This window comes from Streptomyces sp. NBC_00299 (assembly GCF_036173045.1).
Lineage (GTDB): Bacteria > Actinomycetota > Actinomycetes > Streptomycetales > Streptomycetaceae > Streptomyces > Streptomyces machairae.
Genome location: NZ_CP108039.1, coordinates 7969780 through 7983596, shown reverse-complemented (window position 1 = coordinate 7983596; position 13817 = coordinate 7969780). Strand labels below are relative to the sequence as shown.

Below are 13817 nucleotides of genomic sequence, written 5' to 3'. Positions count from 1 at the left end.
TGCGAATTACAGCCCGGGGAGCAGGGAGATGAGCAGGTCGATGAGCTTGATGCCGATGAACGGAGCGACCAGTCCGCCCAGCCCGTAGATGGTGAGGTTCCGCCGGAGCAAGCGGTCCGCGCTGACCGGCCGGTACTGCACGCCCTTCAGGGACAGCGGCACCAGCGCGATGATGATCAGCGCGTTGAAGACGACCGCGGACAGGATCGCGGAGTCCGGCGAGGACAGGCCCATGATGTTGAGCTTGTCCAGGCCCGGATAGACGGCCGCGAACAGCGCCGGGATGATCGCGAAGTACTTCGCGACGTCGTTGGCGATGGAGAACGTGGTCAACGCGCCCCGGGTGATCAGCAGTTGCTTGCCGATCTCGACGATCTCGATGAGCTTGGTCGGGTTGGAGTCGAGGTCGACCATGTTGCCGGCCTCCTTGGCGGCCGACGTACCGGTGTTCATCGCCACGCCGACGTCCGCCTGGGCCAGCGCGGGCGCGTCGTTCGTACCGTCACCGGTCATCGCGACGAGCTTGCCGCCGGCCTGCTCCCGCTTGATGAGCGCCATCTTGTCCTCGGGGGTCGCCTCCGCGAGGAAGTCGTCCACGCCCGCCTCGTCGGCGATCGCCTTGGCGGTCAGCGGGTTGTCACCCGTGATCATGACGGTCTTGATGCCCATGCGGCGCAGTTCCCCGAACCGCTCCCGCATACCGTCCTTGACGACGTCCTTGAGGTGGATGACGCCCAGGATCCGGGCGCCCTCGGCGTCCTCCACCGCGACGAGCAGCGGCGTGCCGCCCGCCTCGGAGATCCGGTTGGCGACGGTGTCCGCGTCGTCCGCGACGGTGCCGCCCTGCTCCCGCACCCAGGCGATGACCGAACCGGCCGCGCCCTTGCGGATCTTGCGCCCGTCGACGTCCACGCCGGACATCCGGGTCTGCGCGGTGAAGGCGATCCAGTCGGCACCGGCCAGCTCGCCCTGGTGGCGCTCGCGCAGGCCGTACTTCTCCTTCGCCAGTACGACGACGGAGCGGCCCTCGGGCGTCTCGTCGGCCAGCGACGACAGCTGCGCGGCGTCCGCCAGCCGGGCCGCCGTCGTCCCGCTCACCGGCACGAACTCGGCGGCCTGGCGGTTGCCGAGCGTGATGGTGCCGGTCTTGTCGAGCAGCAGCGTGGAGACGTCACCGGCGGCCTCGACCGCCCTGCCGGACATGGCGAGTACGTTGCGCTGGACCAGTCGGTCCATGCCCGCGATGCCGATCGCGGAGAGCAGGGCGCCGATCGTGGTCGGGATCAGACAGACCAGCAGGGCGACCAGCACGACCATCGTCAGGTGCGTGCCCGCGTAGTCCGCCAGGGGCGGCAGTGTTGCGCAGGCGAGCAGGAAGACGATCGTCAGCGAGGCCAGCAGGATGTTGAGCGCGATCTCGTTCGGTGTCTTCTGCCGGGCGGCGCCCTCGACCAGGTTGATCATCCGGTCGATGAAGGTCTCGCCGGGCTTCGTCGTGATCTTGATGACGATGCGGTCGGAGAGGACCTTCGTACCGCCGGTGACGGCCGAACGGTCGCCGCCGGACTCACGGATGACGGGCGCGGACTCGCCGGTGATGGCCGACTCGTCGACGGACGCGACGCCTTCGACGACGTCACCGTCGCCGGGGATGACATCTCCCGCCTCGCAGACGACGAGGTCGCCGATCCTCAGCTCGGTGCCGGCGACGACCGTGCCGTCGACCTTGCGGGCCACCGTGTCGGTCTTGGCCTTGCGCAGGGTGTCGGCCTGCGCCTTGCCGCGGCCCTCGGCGACAGCCTCGGCCAGGTTGGCGAAGAGCACGGTCAGCCACAGCCAGGCGCTGATGGTCCAGCCGAACCAGTCGCCGGGGTTCTTGAACGAAAAGGCGGTGGTGAGGACCGATCCGACAAGCACGACGAACATGACCGGGGACTTGACCATCACCCGTGGGTCGAGCTTGCGGAAGGCGTCCGGCAGCGACTTGACCAGCTGCTTGGGGTCGAAGAGACCGGCACCGACACGGCCCTCGGGGGCCTTGTGCCCGGTGGGTACGTCGCTGTGCGGCGCCCGGGTCGGGGTGACTGTGGACATGGAGTCCTCTTGCTTGTCGATACGAGTGGTCATGACGCCAGCCCCTCCGCCAGCGGACCCAGCGCCAGCGCCGGGAAGTACGTCAGACCGGTGATGATGGTGATCGTGCCGACCAGCAGGCCCGCGTAGAGCGGCTTGTCGGTCCGCAGCGTGCCCGCGGTCTGGGGCACCGGTTTCTGCTCGGCGAGCGAGCCGGCCAGCGCCAGCACGAACACCATCGGCAGGAAGCGGCCGAACAGCATGGCCAGGCCCAGCGTCGAGTTGAACCACTGGGTGTCCGCGTTCAGGCCGGCGAAGGCCGAGCCGTTGTTGTTGGAGGCGGACGTGTAGGCGTAGAGGATCTCGGAGAACCCGTGGGCCCCGCTGTTCGTCATGGAGTTGCCCGGTGTGGGCAGCGCCATGGCCGCGGCGGTGAAGATCAGCACCAGTGCCGGAGTGATCAGGATGTAGCAGGCCGCCAGCTTGATCTCGCGGGAGCCGATCTTCTTGCCCAGGTACTCGGGCGTACGGCCGACCATCAGACCGGCGATGAACACCGCGATGATCGCCATGATCAGCATGCCGTAGAGGCCGGAGCCGGTACCGCCGGGCGCGATCTCGCCCAGCATCATCCCGAGCATGGTGATACCGCCGCCAAGGCCTGTGAACGAGGAGTGGAAGGAGTCCACCGCACCGGTCGAGGTGAGCGTGGTCGCCGTCGCGAAGATCGACGAGCCGCCGACACCGAAGCGGACCTCCTTGCCCTCGTACGCCCCGCCCGCGATGTCGAACGCCGGGCCGTGGTGGGCGAACTCGGTCCACATCATCAGCGCCGTGAAACCGAGCCAGATGGTGGCCATCGTCGCGAGGATCGCGTAACCCTGCTTCACCGAGCCGACCATGAGGCCGAAGGTGCGGGTCAGCGCGAACGGGATGACGAGGATCAGGAAGATCTCGAAGAGGTTCGAGAACGGGGTGGGGTTCTCGAACGGGTGGGCGCTGTTGGCGTTGAAGTAACCGCCACCGTTCGTGCCCAGTTCCTTGATCGCCTCCTGCGAGGCGACGGCGCCGCCGTTCCACTGCTGCTGCCCGCCCATGAACTGGCCGACCTCGTGGATGCCGGAGAAGTTCTGGATGGCACCGCACGCGACCAGGACGACCGCGGCAACGGCCGCGATCGGCACCAGAATGCGTACGACGCCGCGCACCAGGTCGGACCAGAAGTTGCCCAGCTCACCGGTGCGCGAGCGCGCGAACCCGCGCACCAGCGCCACGGCCACGGCGATGCCGACGGCCGCGGACACGAAGTTCTGCACGGCCAGCCCGGCGGTCTGCACGACGTGGCCCATGGCCTGCTCGCCGTAGTACGACTGCCAGTTGGTGTTGGTGACGAAGGACACGGCGGTGTTGAAGGCCTGGTCCGGATCGATCGCCGAGAAGCCCAGCGAACCGGGCAGCACGCCCTGGAGCCGCTGCAGCAGGTACAGGAACAGCACGCCCGCCACCGAGAAGGCGAGCACACCACGCAGATACGCCGGCCAGCGCATCTGCGTGTCGGGGTTGGCACCGATGCCCTTGTAGATCCACTTCTCGACACGCCAGTGCTTGTCGGAGGAGTAGACCCTGGCCATGTGGTTGCCGAGGGGTATGTAGGCGAGAGCCAGCGCGCCGATCAGGGCGAGCAGTTGGAGGACGCCTGCGAGGACGGGACCCATGTCTGCTCTCAGAACCTCTCCGGGAAGATCAGGGCGAGGATGAGATAACCCAGCAGGGCGACGGCCACGACGAGGCCGACGATGTTCTCGGCGGTCACAGCTTGGTCACCCCCTTGGCGACGAGCGCCACCAGCGCGAAGCACGCGATCGCGGTGACGACGAAGGCCAGATCGGCCATCGTGAGCTCCTGGAGTGAGGATCGGTTGAACAGGGACGATTCGAGGAAACAGCCTGTGTGGCCGGATTCGGCCGCCGTTGACGGGTCCCTTACGTCGCTCTGCGCCTCCTTGACGGGACTCATACGCGGCCCGGCCCGAGGTCACAACAAGCGGAACCGCAGCCGGCAGATCACCGCGTCGGTCTCCCGCCGTACGGCGTGCGCGACGACGGCGCCCCGCTGGTTCTGAAGGAGCCGCTGCCACAGCCGCTCCGGCTCGGTCTCCGGGATCAGGACGGTGACCCGGGTGGCCGGTTCGGCCGCCATGACGTCCCGCACGTAGGCGGCGATGGGACGGCCCGGACTGCGCCGCTCGCAGGTCAGCCGTACCAGAGGCACGCCGGGGTCCCACTCGGCCCAGGACCGCTCCAGGGCGTGCAGGGCGGCCCGGTCCTCGGGGTCCGGGTAGCAGACGGTGACGGCACGGACCTCGTCGCCGAGGGATGCCGCGGCGGTCAGGGCCTCCGAGGTGAGGCGGGACAGGGATGACACGGGGACGATCACGACGGACCGGTCGCGGTGCGGATGCTCGGGGACACGGCCGAGTTCCAGCCGCTCGCCGATCCGTCCATAGGCGCGGTGCACGGTCTCGAAGGCCACGACCAGCAGGGGCAGGGCGATCACTATCAGCCAGGCGCCCTCTTGGAACTTGGTGGCGGTCACGACAACGGCCGCGACACCGGTGAGCAGGGCACCGAAACCGTTGAGCGCGGCCTTCCCCTGCCACCCCGGTCCCTTTTCGAGCCGCCAGTGCCGGACCATGCCGACCTGGGCGATCGTGAAGCCGACGAAGACGCCGATGGCGAACAGCGGCACCAGGGTGTTGGTGTCACCGCCGGAGAAGACCAGCAGCGCGGCGGAAACGGCGGCCAGGGTCAGGACACCGTGCCGGTGGACCTGACGATCGGCCTTGAGCATGAAGACGTGCGGCAGGTGGTTGTCGCGGGCCAGCAGCTTCAGCAGCACCGGGAGGCCGCCGAAGGAGGTGTTCGCGGACAGGGCCAGCAGGATCATCGTCGCGAACTGGATGACGTAGAAGGCCCAGTTGTGGCCGAGCGAGGCGTCCGCGAGCCGGGCGAGGACGGTGACGCCCTCGACCGGCTGGAGGTGGAAGCGCGAGATCAGTACCGACAGGCCGATCAGCATCACACCGAGCACGGCACCGAGGGCGAGCTCCGCGTGCTGGGCGCGCTTGGCGCGGGGGACTCGGAAGGAGGGGACGGCGTTGGCGATGGCCTCGACGCCGGTGAGGGCGGAGCAGCCGGAGGCGAAGGCCTTCAGCAGCAGCAACGCGCCTACGGTCGTGGCGTTGTCGGCGAGCACGGAGGCATGGCCGGCCGCGGCCGCCGTACTGACCGGCTCGGACCGGAACAGGCCCACCCCGATCAGCACGAAGATCGATCCGACGAACACGACGGTCGGCACGAGGAACGCCCTCGCCGACTCCACGATGCCCCGGAGGTTGACGGCCGTGACGAGCGCGAGCACGGCCAGGCACAGCCACAGGCGGTCGTCGTAGAGGGCGGGGAAGGCGGAGGTCAGCGCCGCCACTCCGGCCGTGACGGCGACGGCGACGTTGAGGACGTAGTCCAGGACGAGCGAGGCCGCCGCGACCAGGCTCGTGCGCTTGCCCAGGTGCGTCCTGGCCACGGCGTAGGAGCCGCCGCCGTCCGGGAAGGCCGCGATCACCTGGCGGTACGAGGCGACCAGCACCGCCAGCAGGGCGGCGATGGCCAGCGTGACGGGAAGCGTGAAGCCGAGGCCGTGCGCGCCGGCGGCGGCCAGGACGAGGACGATCGCCTCGGGCCCGTAGGCCACCGACGCCATGGCGTCGAGCGAGAGGGCGGCCAGCCCGGTGACCGCGGTCAGCCGGTGCCGATCACCGGTGTCCGGCGGCTCCTCGTCGGCGGCGGGCGCCCCGGGCGCGGTGGTCAGGACGGACATGGTGCGGGCTCCTTCGTACGGGACGAACAGCCGCACGCGGAAACTCGCGCGCGGGGCACCAAGGTTCTGTCCGGATCCCGCGGTTCCCTGCCCCTCCTTGCGCGTTCTTCGCGCTGAACCGACCGTCCTTGACGGCGCTTTGACGCCCCAAGGGGGCTCGGGGAACTTCGCGACCGGCCAAGGTCAACCCGCACCGGCCGAAGCGCAGGCACCGCTCCCGGCGCGCACCGTCACGCTGGGTGTCCACCCTCGACAGACCGCCACGCCTCCCACGCGCGGCCCATCCCCGCCCCCATGCCCCCGGAGCTCGATCAATGGTGTTCGCCACGCCCCGACCCGGCCAGTCTTAACGGAAGCTTGACGCTCATGACCCCCTGATCCGTGGGCCCATGCGTCACTCTCCGCTTACGCTGATTCCGCCGTCCGCGTGATGGCCGAAATCGCGCCGACCCGCACATCAGGAGCACGCCGATGGCCACGACCGAACACTCGACGTCCAGTCGCGTGCGCTCCTGGATGCTGCAAGGGCTGTCCGACATGGGCAAGGGCCACGGCCCCGGGGGCCCGCACGCCGAGCCGGAGCCCGCACACAAGGGCCAGCCCTGGTACCGAGTCATGTGCCTCACCGGCGTCGATTACTTCTCGACCCTCGGCTACCAGCCGGGCATCGCCGCCCTTGCGGCCGGCCTGCTCTCCCCCATCGCCACGATCGTGCTCGTGATCGTCACACTGGCGGGCGCCCTGCCCGTCTACCGGCGGGTGGCCGAGGAGAGCCCGCACGGCGAGGGCTCGATCTCGATGCTGGAGCGGCTGCTGTCCTTCTGGAAGGGCAAGCTGTTCGTCCTGACCCTGCTGGGCTTCGCCGCCACCGACTTCCTGATCACCATCACCCTGTCGGCCGCCGACGCCTCGACCCACCTGGTCGAGAACCCACACCTGAACAGCGCCCTGCACGACAAGCAACTGCTGATCACCCTCATCCTCGTGGCCCTGCTCGGCGCGGTGTTCCTCAAGGGGTTCCTGGAGGCGATCGGCGTCGCCGTCGTCCTGGTCGGCATCTACCTCGCGCTGAACGCGGTCGTCGTGGTCTCCGGCCTCTTTCACGTCATCACCGAGGGGCATGTGATCACCGACTGGTCCAGCGCCCTCACGGCCGAACACGGCAACGTCTTCGTCATGATCGGCGTGGCCCTGATCGTCTTCCCCAAGCTCGCGCTGGGCCTGTCCGGCTTCGAGACGGGCGTCGCGGTGATGCCGCACGTCAAGGGCGACCCGGGTGACACCGAGGCACAGCCGAAGGGCCGGATCCGGGACACGAAGAAGCTGCTCACCACCGCCGCCCTGATCATGAGCTGCTTCCTGATCACGACGAGCTTCATCACCACGCTGCTGATCCCTGAGAAGGAGTTCGAACCGGGCGGCCAGGCCAACGGCCGCGCGCTCGCGTTCCTCGCCCACGAGTACCTCGGCAACGCCTTCGGCACGGTCTACGACGTCTCGACCATCGCCATCCTGTGGTTCGCCGGCGCCTCCGCCATGGCCGGCCTGCTCAACCTGATGCCGCGCTATCTGCCCCGCTACGGCATGGCACCGCACTGGGCCCGCGCGGTGCGCCCGATGGTCATCGTCTTCACCCTGGTCGCCTTCCTCGTCACCTGGATCTTCGACGCGGACGTCGACGCCCAGGGCGGCGCTTACGCCACCGGTGTCCTGGTGCTGATCAGCTCCGCGGCGATCGCCGTGACCATCGCGGCCCGCAAGGCCGGTCAGCGGAACTGGACCGTCGGCTTCGCGGTCATCTCCGCGGTGTTCCTGTACACCACCGTCGTGAACGTCATCGAGCGCCCAGACGGTGTGAAGATCGGCGCCTGCTTCATCGCCGGCATCATCCTCGTCTCCCTGCTCTCGCGGCTGATGCGCGCCTTCGAGCTACGCGTGACCAGCGTGACGCTGGATGACATGGCGGAACGTTTCGTCCGGGACATGGCCAGTCGCAAGATCCGGTTCATCGCCAATGAACCCGACCGGCGCGACAAGGCCGAGTACCGCGACAAGATCGAGCAGATCCGCAACGACAACGACGTCCCCGTCCAGGAGGACTTCGTGTTCGTCGAAGTGACGGTCACCGACCCCTCCGAGTTCGAGGCGGGCGTGACCGTACGCGGCGAAGTCCTGCACAACCGCTACCGGGTCCTCACCCTGGAGTCCTCCTCCATCCCCAATGCCCTGGCCGCGCTGCTCCTGCACGTCCGCGACACGACGAGCTGCATCCCCCACATCTACTTCGAGTGGACCGAGGGCACTCCCTTCGCCAACTTCCTGCGTTTCTTCCTCTTCGGCCAGGGCGAGGTCGCCCCGGTCACCCGCGAGGTGCTGCGTGAGGCAGAGCCCGACCGTGACCGCCGGCCCCGGGTGCACACCGGCTGAAACGGCCGCGGGCATCAGGATCGCGTCAAGGTTGCACCCTAAGGCGTCAGAGCGCCGACAGCTGCGGTCCCTCCGGCGCCCCGGAGCCTTACCGTCTGCACTGTGCAGGGAAGCGGACCCCTTCCGGTGCCGACCGGCGACCGCCACTGGCGTGGCAGCGCCTGGTTCGCGGTGGGCTGCGCCCTGGCCTTCCTCGGCATGACCCTGCTGGTCGACCTGGACGGGGAGACGCTGACACCGCCGCGCGCCCTGCTGTGGCTGGCCCTGACCGCTCTGCTCTTCGCGATCCTGCTCCCCCAGCGGGTGACCGCGGGGCCGGGCTGGCTGGAGGTGCGTGGCCTCGTACGACGGCAGTCGGTGCGGACGGACGCGCTGGTGGCCGTACGACAGCACGGCCGCGTCTCCGCTCTGCTGACGCTGCGCGACACGGACGGCTGCCGCCTGGACCTGGATCCGCGGATCCTCGTCGCCAACGCGCTGCTCTGGCACGAGTTGGAGACCGGGGTACGCCGCTCGCTCGAACGCGGGACGCTCCTCGAAGGCACGGACGTGGTCGAGCGGTTGGGGCATCAGATCGACGACGCCGCAGCGCAGGCGGTGCTCAGGGCGTCGGGGATGTTCTGAACGGCGTGCGCCGCGGGGGACGTACCACTATTCGGCCGTACTGCATCCGCCCGGCGATCTCGACCCGCAGGACGACCGGCGCACTTGCCTCAGCGGCCGGACGCCTCCTGACCTTGGCGTATTCGATCGCCAGGGAGTCGGTGTCCACCACCACGCCGGGCCGCGTAACCAGCCTCAGTGTGCCGCCGCGCATGTCCAGGTCGATCCGCAGGGCCCCGCCTGCCATCACCGCCTGCGTGAAGTCGAGGGTGACATCGCCCCAGGACGACTCGATCTCCAGCCGTCGGGGCACTACCCACTGCCCGCCCCGCACGGCCGAACCGCCCTGTTGCTCGATACGGACGACGTCCTTGACCTCGACACCGCCCGGTGCCGCCGGCAGATCCACCGTCAGCTCGGCCAACTCGCCCAACGTGCGGGCGGAGAGAGCGGCGGTCACCCGGACCTCCAACTCCTCAATGGTCAGCCTGCCCTCCCCCGCCGCGGCGTTCAGCACGTCCACCGCGCGGTCCCGGTCCACGTCCGAGGCCCGCAGCCCCGTGTGCGACAGCTCAGCCGCCATACCCTCACCCCGTTAGAACCCGACCGACCCCACTGACGTCATATCGCGTTATACCCAACGGCCAACCCCCTGCCTCGAGTTCCCCGCCCGGCCCCTATCGTGACCGGCATGCAGTCCTACACGATCGGCCAGGCGGCGCGGCTGCTCGGCGTGAGCCCCGACACCGCGCGTCGCTGGGCGGACGCAGGCCGCGTCGCGACCCACCGCGACGACACCGGACGACGACTCATCGACGGCAAGGACCTCGCCGCGTTCTCCGTCGAACTCGCCAGGTCCGGCGCCGACGGGGAGGAGGCCTCCTACACCTCGGCCCGCAACGCCTTCCCCGGCATCGTCACCGCGATCAAACTCGGCGACGTCGCGGCCCAGGTGGAGATCCAGGCCGGCCCGCACCGACTGGTCTCCCTCCTGACCCGCGAGGCGGTCGAGGAACTGGGCCTGGAGGTCGGCATGGAGGCCACCGCCCGCGTGAAGTCGACGAACGTCCATATCGACCGCACGTAACCGGACAGTCGACGCCGTTACGGTAGGGACCGGATTCCGCAAACCCGCACAAATCCCCACCCTCTCCCGCTCCCACACCCACCGTCTGCGAGGCGTCCCTCCATGAGCCTGAGCATCCGCAACCAACTGCCCGGCACCGTCACCGCCATCGCCCCCGGCGAGGTCATGGCAACCGTCAAGGTCCACCTCGACGGCGGTCAGGACCTCACCGCGGCGATCACCCTGGACGCCGTCGAGGACCTCGGCCTGGCCGAGGGGACGGGCGTGACCGCCCTCGTGAAAGCCACGGAGATCTCCCTCGCCACCGCACCGATCAGCGGCCTGTCCATCCGCAACCAACTCCCCGGCACGGTCACCGGCATCGCCACGGGCGGCGCGATGGCCTCGGTGAAGATCGCCGTGGAGGGCGGCGTCCTGACGGCGGCCATCACCAGGGACGCCACCAACGACCTCGCCCTGGCGCCCGGAATGCCCGTAGTCGCCCTGGTCAAGGCGACAGAGGTGGCACTGACGACGGCGTGACGCGGGAGGGCTCCGCCCGCCGACGTGAGGCAGACGGGTGCCCCCAGCGGCCTGACGCACGAGCGCTGCCCCCGTCGGCCTGACGCACAAGAGCTGCACGCGCCGACCTCACGCACAAGGGCTCCGCCCGGCCGAACACGGCCGGAGCGGAGCCCTCGATCACCTACGCCGGTGCGTCAGCCCTCGTACGCATCCATCGGCGGGCAGGAGCACACCAGGTTCCGGTCGCCGAAGGCCTGGTCGATCCTGCGCACCGGCGGCCAGTACTTGTCGGCGGCCGACACCCCGGCCGGGAACACGGCCTCCTCGCGGCTGTACGCGTGCTCCCACTCACCGCCCAGCGCACCGGCGGTGTGCGGAGCGTTCCGCAGCGGGTTGTCGTCCGCGGGCCACTCACCCGACCCGACCTTCTCGATCTCCGCACGGATGGCGATCATCGTCTCGCAGAACCGGTCGAGTTCGTTCAGGTCCTCGGACTCGGTCGGCTCGATCATGAGCGTTCCGGCCACCGGGAACGACATCGTCGGCGCGTGGAAGCCGTAGTCGATGAGCCGCTTGGCCACGTCGTCGACGCTCACGCCGGTCGCCTTGGTCAGCGGTCGCAGATCGATGATGCACTCGTGCGCGACGAGCCCGCCCGGCCCGGTGTAGAGCACCGGGTAGTGCGGCTCCAGCCGCTTGGCGATGTAGTTGGCGGACAGCACCGCCACCTGCGTGGCCCGCTTGAGCCCCTCGCCGCCCATGAGCCGTACGTACGACCACGAGATCGGCAGGATCCCGGCCGAACCCCAGGGCGCGGCCGAGATCGGGCCGACGCCCGTCTCCGGCCCGGCCGCGGGCTGCAGCGGGTGGTTCGGCAGATACGGCGCCAGGTGCGCACGCACACCGACAGGGCCGACGCCCGGACCGCCACCGCCGTGCGGGATGCAGAAGGTCTTGTGCAGGTTCAGGTGCGAGACGTCACCGCCGAAGTGCCCCGGCTTGGCAAGCCCCACGAGGGCGTTGAGGTTGGCGCCGTCGACGTACACCTGCCCGCCGGCCTCGTGCACCTGAGCGCAGATGTCGGCGACGTGCTCCTCGAACACGCCGTGCGTCGACGGGTACGTGATCATCAGCACCGACAGCTCGTCCCGGTGCTTCTCGATCTTCGCCCGCAGATCCTCGACGTCGATCTCACCGTCGTCGGCGGTCTTCACGACGACGACCTTCATGCCGGCCATGACGGCGCTGGCGGCGTTGGTCCCGTGGGCGGACGACGGAATCAGGCAGACGGTGCGCTGCTCGTCCCCGTTGGCCCGGTGGTACCCGCGTACGGCGAGCAGCCCGGCCAGCTCACCCTGCGACCCGGCGTTGGGCTGCAGCGACACCTTGTCGTAGCCGGTGACCTCGGCGAGACGTTCCTCCAGCTCGCGGATGAGCGTCAGATAGCCCTGCGCCTGCTCGGCGGGCGCGAAGGGGTGCAGCTGTCCGAACTCCGGCCAGGTGACCGGCTCCATCTCGGTCGTCGCGTTGAGCTTCATGGTGCAGGAGCCCAGCGGGATCATTCCGCGGTCGAGCGCGTAGTCGCGGTCGGCGAGCCTGCGCAGGTAGCGCAGCATCGCGGTCTCGGAACGGTGCTGGTGGAAGACGGGGTGCGTGAGGACCTCGTCGCTGCGCAGCAGCCCGCCCGGAAGGGCGTCCTCGGCTCCCTCGTCCAGCGCCTCGATGTCACCCTCGACCCCGAACGCCGTCCATACGGCACCCAGTTGGGCCCGCGTGGTGGTCTCGTCGCAGGCGAGGGACACGTGGTCGGCGTCGACGAGGCGCAGGTTGACGCCGTTCTGCCGGGCGGCGGCGACAACTTCGGCGGCCTTCTCGGGCACCCGCACGGTCAGCGTGTCGAAGTAGGAACCGTGCACGACCTCGACACCACCGGCCGTGAGGCCCGCGGCGAGGATGGCGGCGTACCGGTGCGTGCGCCGGGCGATACCGCGCAGCCCGTCGGGTCCGTGGTACACGGCGTACATCCCGGCCATCACCGCGAGCAGCACCTGCGCGGTACAGATGTTGCTGGTCGCCTTCTCCCGCCGAATGTGCTGCTCACGCGTCTGGAGAGCCAGCCGGTACGCCCGGTTCCCGTCGACATCCACGGACACACCCACGAGCCGCCCCGGCAGGCTGCGCGCGAACTTCTCGTGTACGGCCATGTAGCCGGCGTGCGGCCCGCCGAAGCCCATCGGCACACCGAACCGCTGCGTCGTCCCGACCGCGATGTCCGCCCCGAGCTCACCGGGGGACTTCAGCAGTGTGAGCGCGAGCAGATCGGCGGCGACGGTGACGAGGGCGCCGAGCTCATGGGCCTGCTCGATGACGGCCTTGATGTCCCGTACGACGCCGGAGGCGCCCGGGTACTGCACCAGCACGCCGTTGATCTCACGCCCGGCGATCTCGGCCGGAATGCCGTCGCTGAGGTCGGCGACGACGACCTCCACGCCGGTGGGCTCGGCACGGGTCTCGATCACGGCGATGGTCTGCGGAAGCACGTCCGCGTCGACCAGGAACAGCCCCTTCTTGTTCTTGCCCATCCGCAGCGACAGGGCCATGGCCTCCGCCGCCGCGGTCCCCTCGTCCAGCAGCGAGGCACCGGAGGTCGGCAGTCCGGTGAGGTCGGCGACCATGGTCTGGAAGTTCAGCAGGGCCTCGAGCCGCCCCTGCGAGATCTCGGGCTGATACGGCGTGTAGGCCGTGTACCAGGCCGGATTCTCCATGACGTTGCGCAGGATGACCGGCGGCGTGAAGGTCCCGTAGTACCCGAGCCCGATCATCGAGTCCAGCACCTGGTTGCGATCGGCGAGCGATCGCAGCTCAGCGAGCACCTCGGCCTCGGTGCGCGCCCCCGGCAGTTCGAGGGAGTCGGCGTTCTTGATCACATCCGGCACCGCGGCGGCGGTGAGCTCGTCGAGCGAGCCGTACCCGACCTGGGCGAGCATCTTGGCCCGAGCCTCATGATCAGGACCGATATGACGCTGCTCGAACGGAATACCCTGCTCGAGCTCGGAGAGCGGAATGCGATGGGCGGTCATTGCGGAGGCCTCCTGGTCTGACACGACCTTCGAGGGGCACCACGGCACGGGTACCCGGACGGCCTCCCCCTCTGTCATCTCAACCTGAGAGCTTCACCGGGTCACCACAAGGTGCCCGGTTTTCACCGTCGGTGAGAGCGGAGGCCATCGACACCCGCCCTGCTTTC

At 69.3% G+C, this 13817-nt stretch carries 11 protein-coding genes; 4 read left to right on the top strand and 7 right to left on the bottom strand.

Going from position 1 to position 13817, the window contains the following annotated elements; all coding sequences use genetic code 11:
* Positions 1-6: 6 nt before the first annotated feature.
* The 5 genes from kdpB to OHT51_RS35630 are packed head-to-tail and all read right to left on the bottom strand — an operon-like array spanning position 7 to position 5949.
* A complete protein-coding gene (gene kdpB / locus OHT51_RS35650) occupies positions 7-2127 on the bottom strand; it encodes a potassium-transporting ATPase subunit KdpB (RefSeq protein ID WP_328883009.1) in 2121 nt (706 codons plus the stop codon).
* A complete protein-coding gene (gene kdpA / locus OHT51_RS35645; protein WP_328883008.1) occupies positions 2124-3788 on the bottom strand; it encodes a potassium-transporting ATPase subunit KdpA in 1665 nt (554 codons plus the stop codon). The genes kdpB and kdpA overlap by 4 nt, the downstream gene beginning before the upstream one ends.
* 8 nt (positions 3789-3796) lie before the next feature.
* On the bottom strand, positions 3797-3886 hold the full coding sequence (gene kdpF, locus OHT51_RS35640; RefSeq protein ID WP_256916116.1) for a K(+)-transporting ATPase subunit F: 90 nt from the start codon (positions 3884-3886) through the stop codon (positions 3797-3799).
* Positions 3883-4089 carry a hypothetical protein gene (locus tag OHT51_RS35635; protein WP_328883007.1) on the bottom strand — a complete coding sequence of 69 codons (207 nt, stop codon included), beginning with the start codon at positions 4087-4089 and terminating at the stop codon, positions 3883-3885. The genes kdpF and OHT51_RS35635 overlap by 4 nt, the downstream gene beginning before the upstream one ends.
* 18 nt (positions 4090-4107) lie before the next feature.
* Entirely contained in the window at positions 4108-5949 is a 1842-nt protein-coding gene (locus OHT51_RS35630; protein WP_328883006.1) for an APC family permease, read from the bottom strand.
* 471 nt (positions 5950-6420) lie between these two features.
* Between OHT51_RS35630 and OHT51_RS35625 the strand changes: the two genes are divergently transcribed.
* Both OHT51_RS35625 and OHT51_RS35620 read left to right on the top strand, forming a co-directional pair.
* Positions 6421-8376 carry an APC family permease gene (locus tag OHT51_RS35625; RefSeq protein WP_328883005.1) on the top strand — a complete coding sequence of 652 codons (1956 nt, stop codon included), beginning with the start codon at positions 6421-6423 and terminating at the stop codon, positions 8374-8376.
* A 102-nt stretch (positions 8377-8478) separates the two neighbouring features.
* On the top strand, positions 8479-9000 hold the full coding sequence (locus tag OHT51_RS35620) for a hypothetical protein (RefSeq protein WP_328883004.1): 522 nt from the start codon (positions 8479-8481) through the stop codon (positions 8998-9000).
* Here OHT51_RS35620 and OHT51_RS35615 read toward each other — a convergent pair.
* Positions 8978-9562, bottom strand: a complete 585-nt coding sequence (locus OHT51_RS35615; RefSeq protein ID WP_328883003.1) for a DUF1707 SHOCT-like domain-containing protein — start codon at positions 9560-9562, stop codon at positions 8978-8980. The genes OHT51_RS35620 and OHT51_RS35615 overlap by 23 nt on opposite strands.
* Before the next feature lie 108 nt (positions 9563-9670).
* Here OHT51_RS35615 and OHT51_RS35610 point away from each other — a divergent pair, with 108 nt between their 5' ends.
* Together OHT51_RS35610 and OHT51_RS35605 are read left to right on the top strand one after the other, a co-directional pair.
* On the top strand, positions 9671-10066 hold the full coding sequence (locus OHT51_RS35610; protein WP_328883002.1) for a TOBE domain-containing protein: 396 nt from the start codon (positions 9671-9673) through the stop codon (positions 10064-10066).
* Between the two features lie 102 nt (positions 10067-10168).
* Entirely contained in the window at positions 10169-10588 is a 420-nt protein-coding gene (locus OHT51_RS35605; RefSeq protein WP_328883001.1) for a TOBE domain-containing protein, read from the top strand.
* A gap of 176 nt (positions 10589-10764) precedes the next feature.
* Here OHT51_RS35605 and gcvP read toward each other — a convergent pair whose 3' ends face one another.
* On the bottom strand, positions 10765-13650 hold the full coding sequence (gcvP, locus tag OHT51_RS35600) for an aminomethyl-transferring glycine dehydrogenase (protein ID WP_328883000.1): 2886 nt from the start codon (positions 13648-13650) through the stop codon (positions 10765-10767).
* Positions 13651-13817: the final 167 nt, after the last annotated feature.

Excerpts from the sequence above, each read along its gene's own strand:
- OHT51_RS35635 (WP_328883007.1), bottom strand. The coding sequence starts at position 4,089 with ATGAGTCCCGTCAAGGAGGCGCAGAGCGACGTAAGGGACCCGTCAACG.
- OHT51_RS35610 (WP_328883002.1), top strand. The coding sequence starts at position 9,671 with ATGCAGTCCTACACGATCGGCCAGGCGGCGCGGCTGCTCGGCGTGAGC.
- kdpA (WP_328883008.1), bottom strand. The coding sequence starts at position 3,788 with ATGGGTCCCGTCCTCGCAGGCGTCCTCCAACTGCTCGCCCTGATCGGC.
- OHT51_RS35605 (WP_328883001.1), top strand. The coding sequence starts at position 10,169 with ATGAGCCTGAGCATCCGCAACCAACTGCCCGGCACCGTCACCGCCATC.
- kdpB (WP_328883009.1), bottom strand. The coding sequence starts at position 2,127 with ATGACCACTCGTATCGACAAGCAAGAGGACTCCATGTCCACAGTCACC.
- gcvP (WP_328883000.1), bottom strand. The coding sequence starts at position 13,650 with ATGACCGCCCATCGCATTCCGCTCTCCGAGCTCGAGCAGGGTATTCCG.
- OHT51_RS35630 (WP_328883006.1), bottom strand. The coding sequence starts at position 5,949 with ATGTCCGTCCTGACCACCGCGCCCGGGGCGCCCGCCGCCGACGAGGAG.
- OHT51_RS35625 (WP_328883005.1), top strand. The coding sequence starts at position 6,421 with ATGGCCACGACCGAACACTCGACGTCCAGTCGCGTGCGCTCCTGGATG.
- OHT51_RS35615 (WP_328883003.1), bottom strand. The coding sequence starts at position 9,562 with ATGGCGGCTGAGCTGTCGCACACGGGGCTGCGGGCCTCGGACGTGGAC.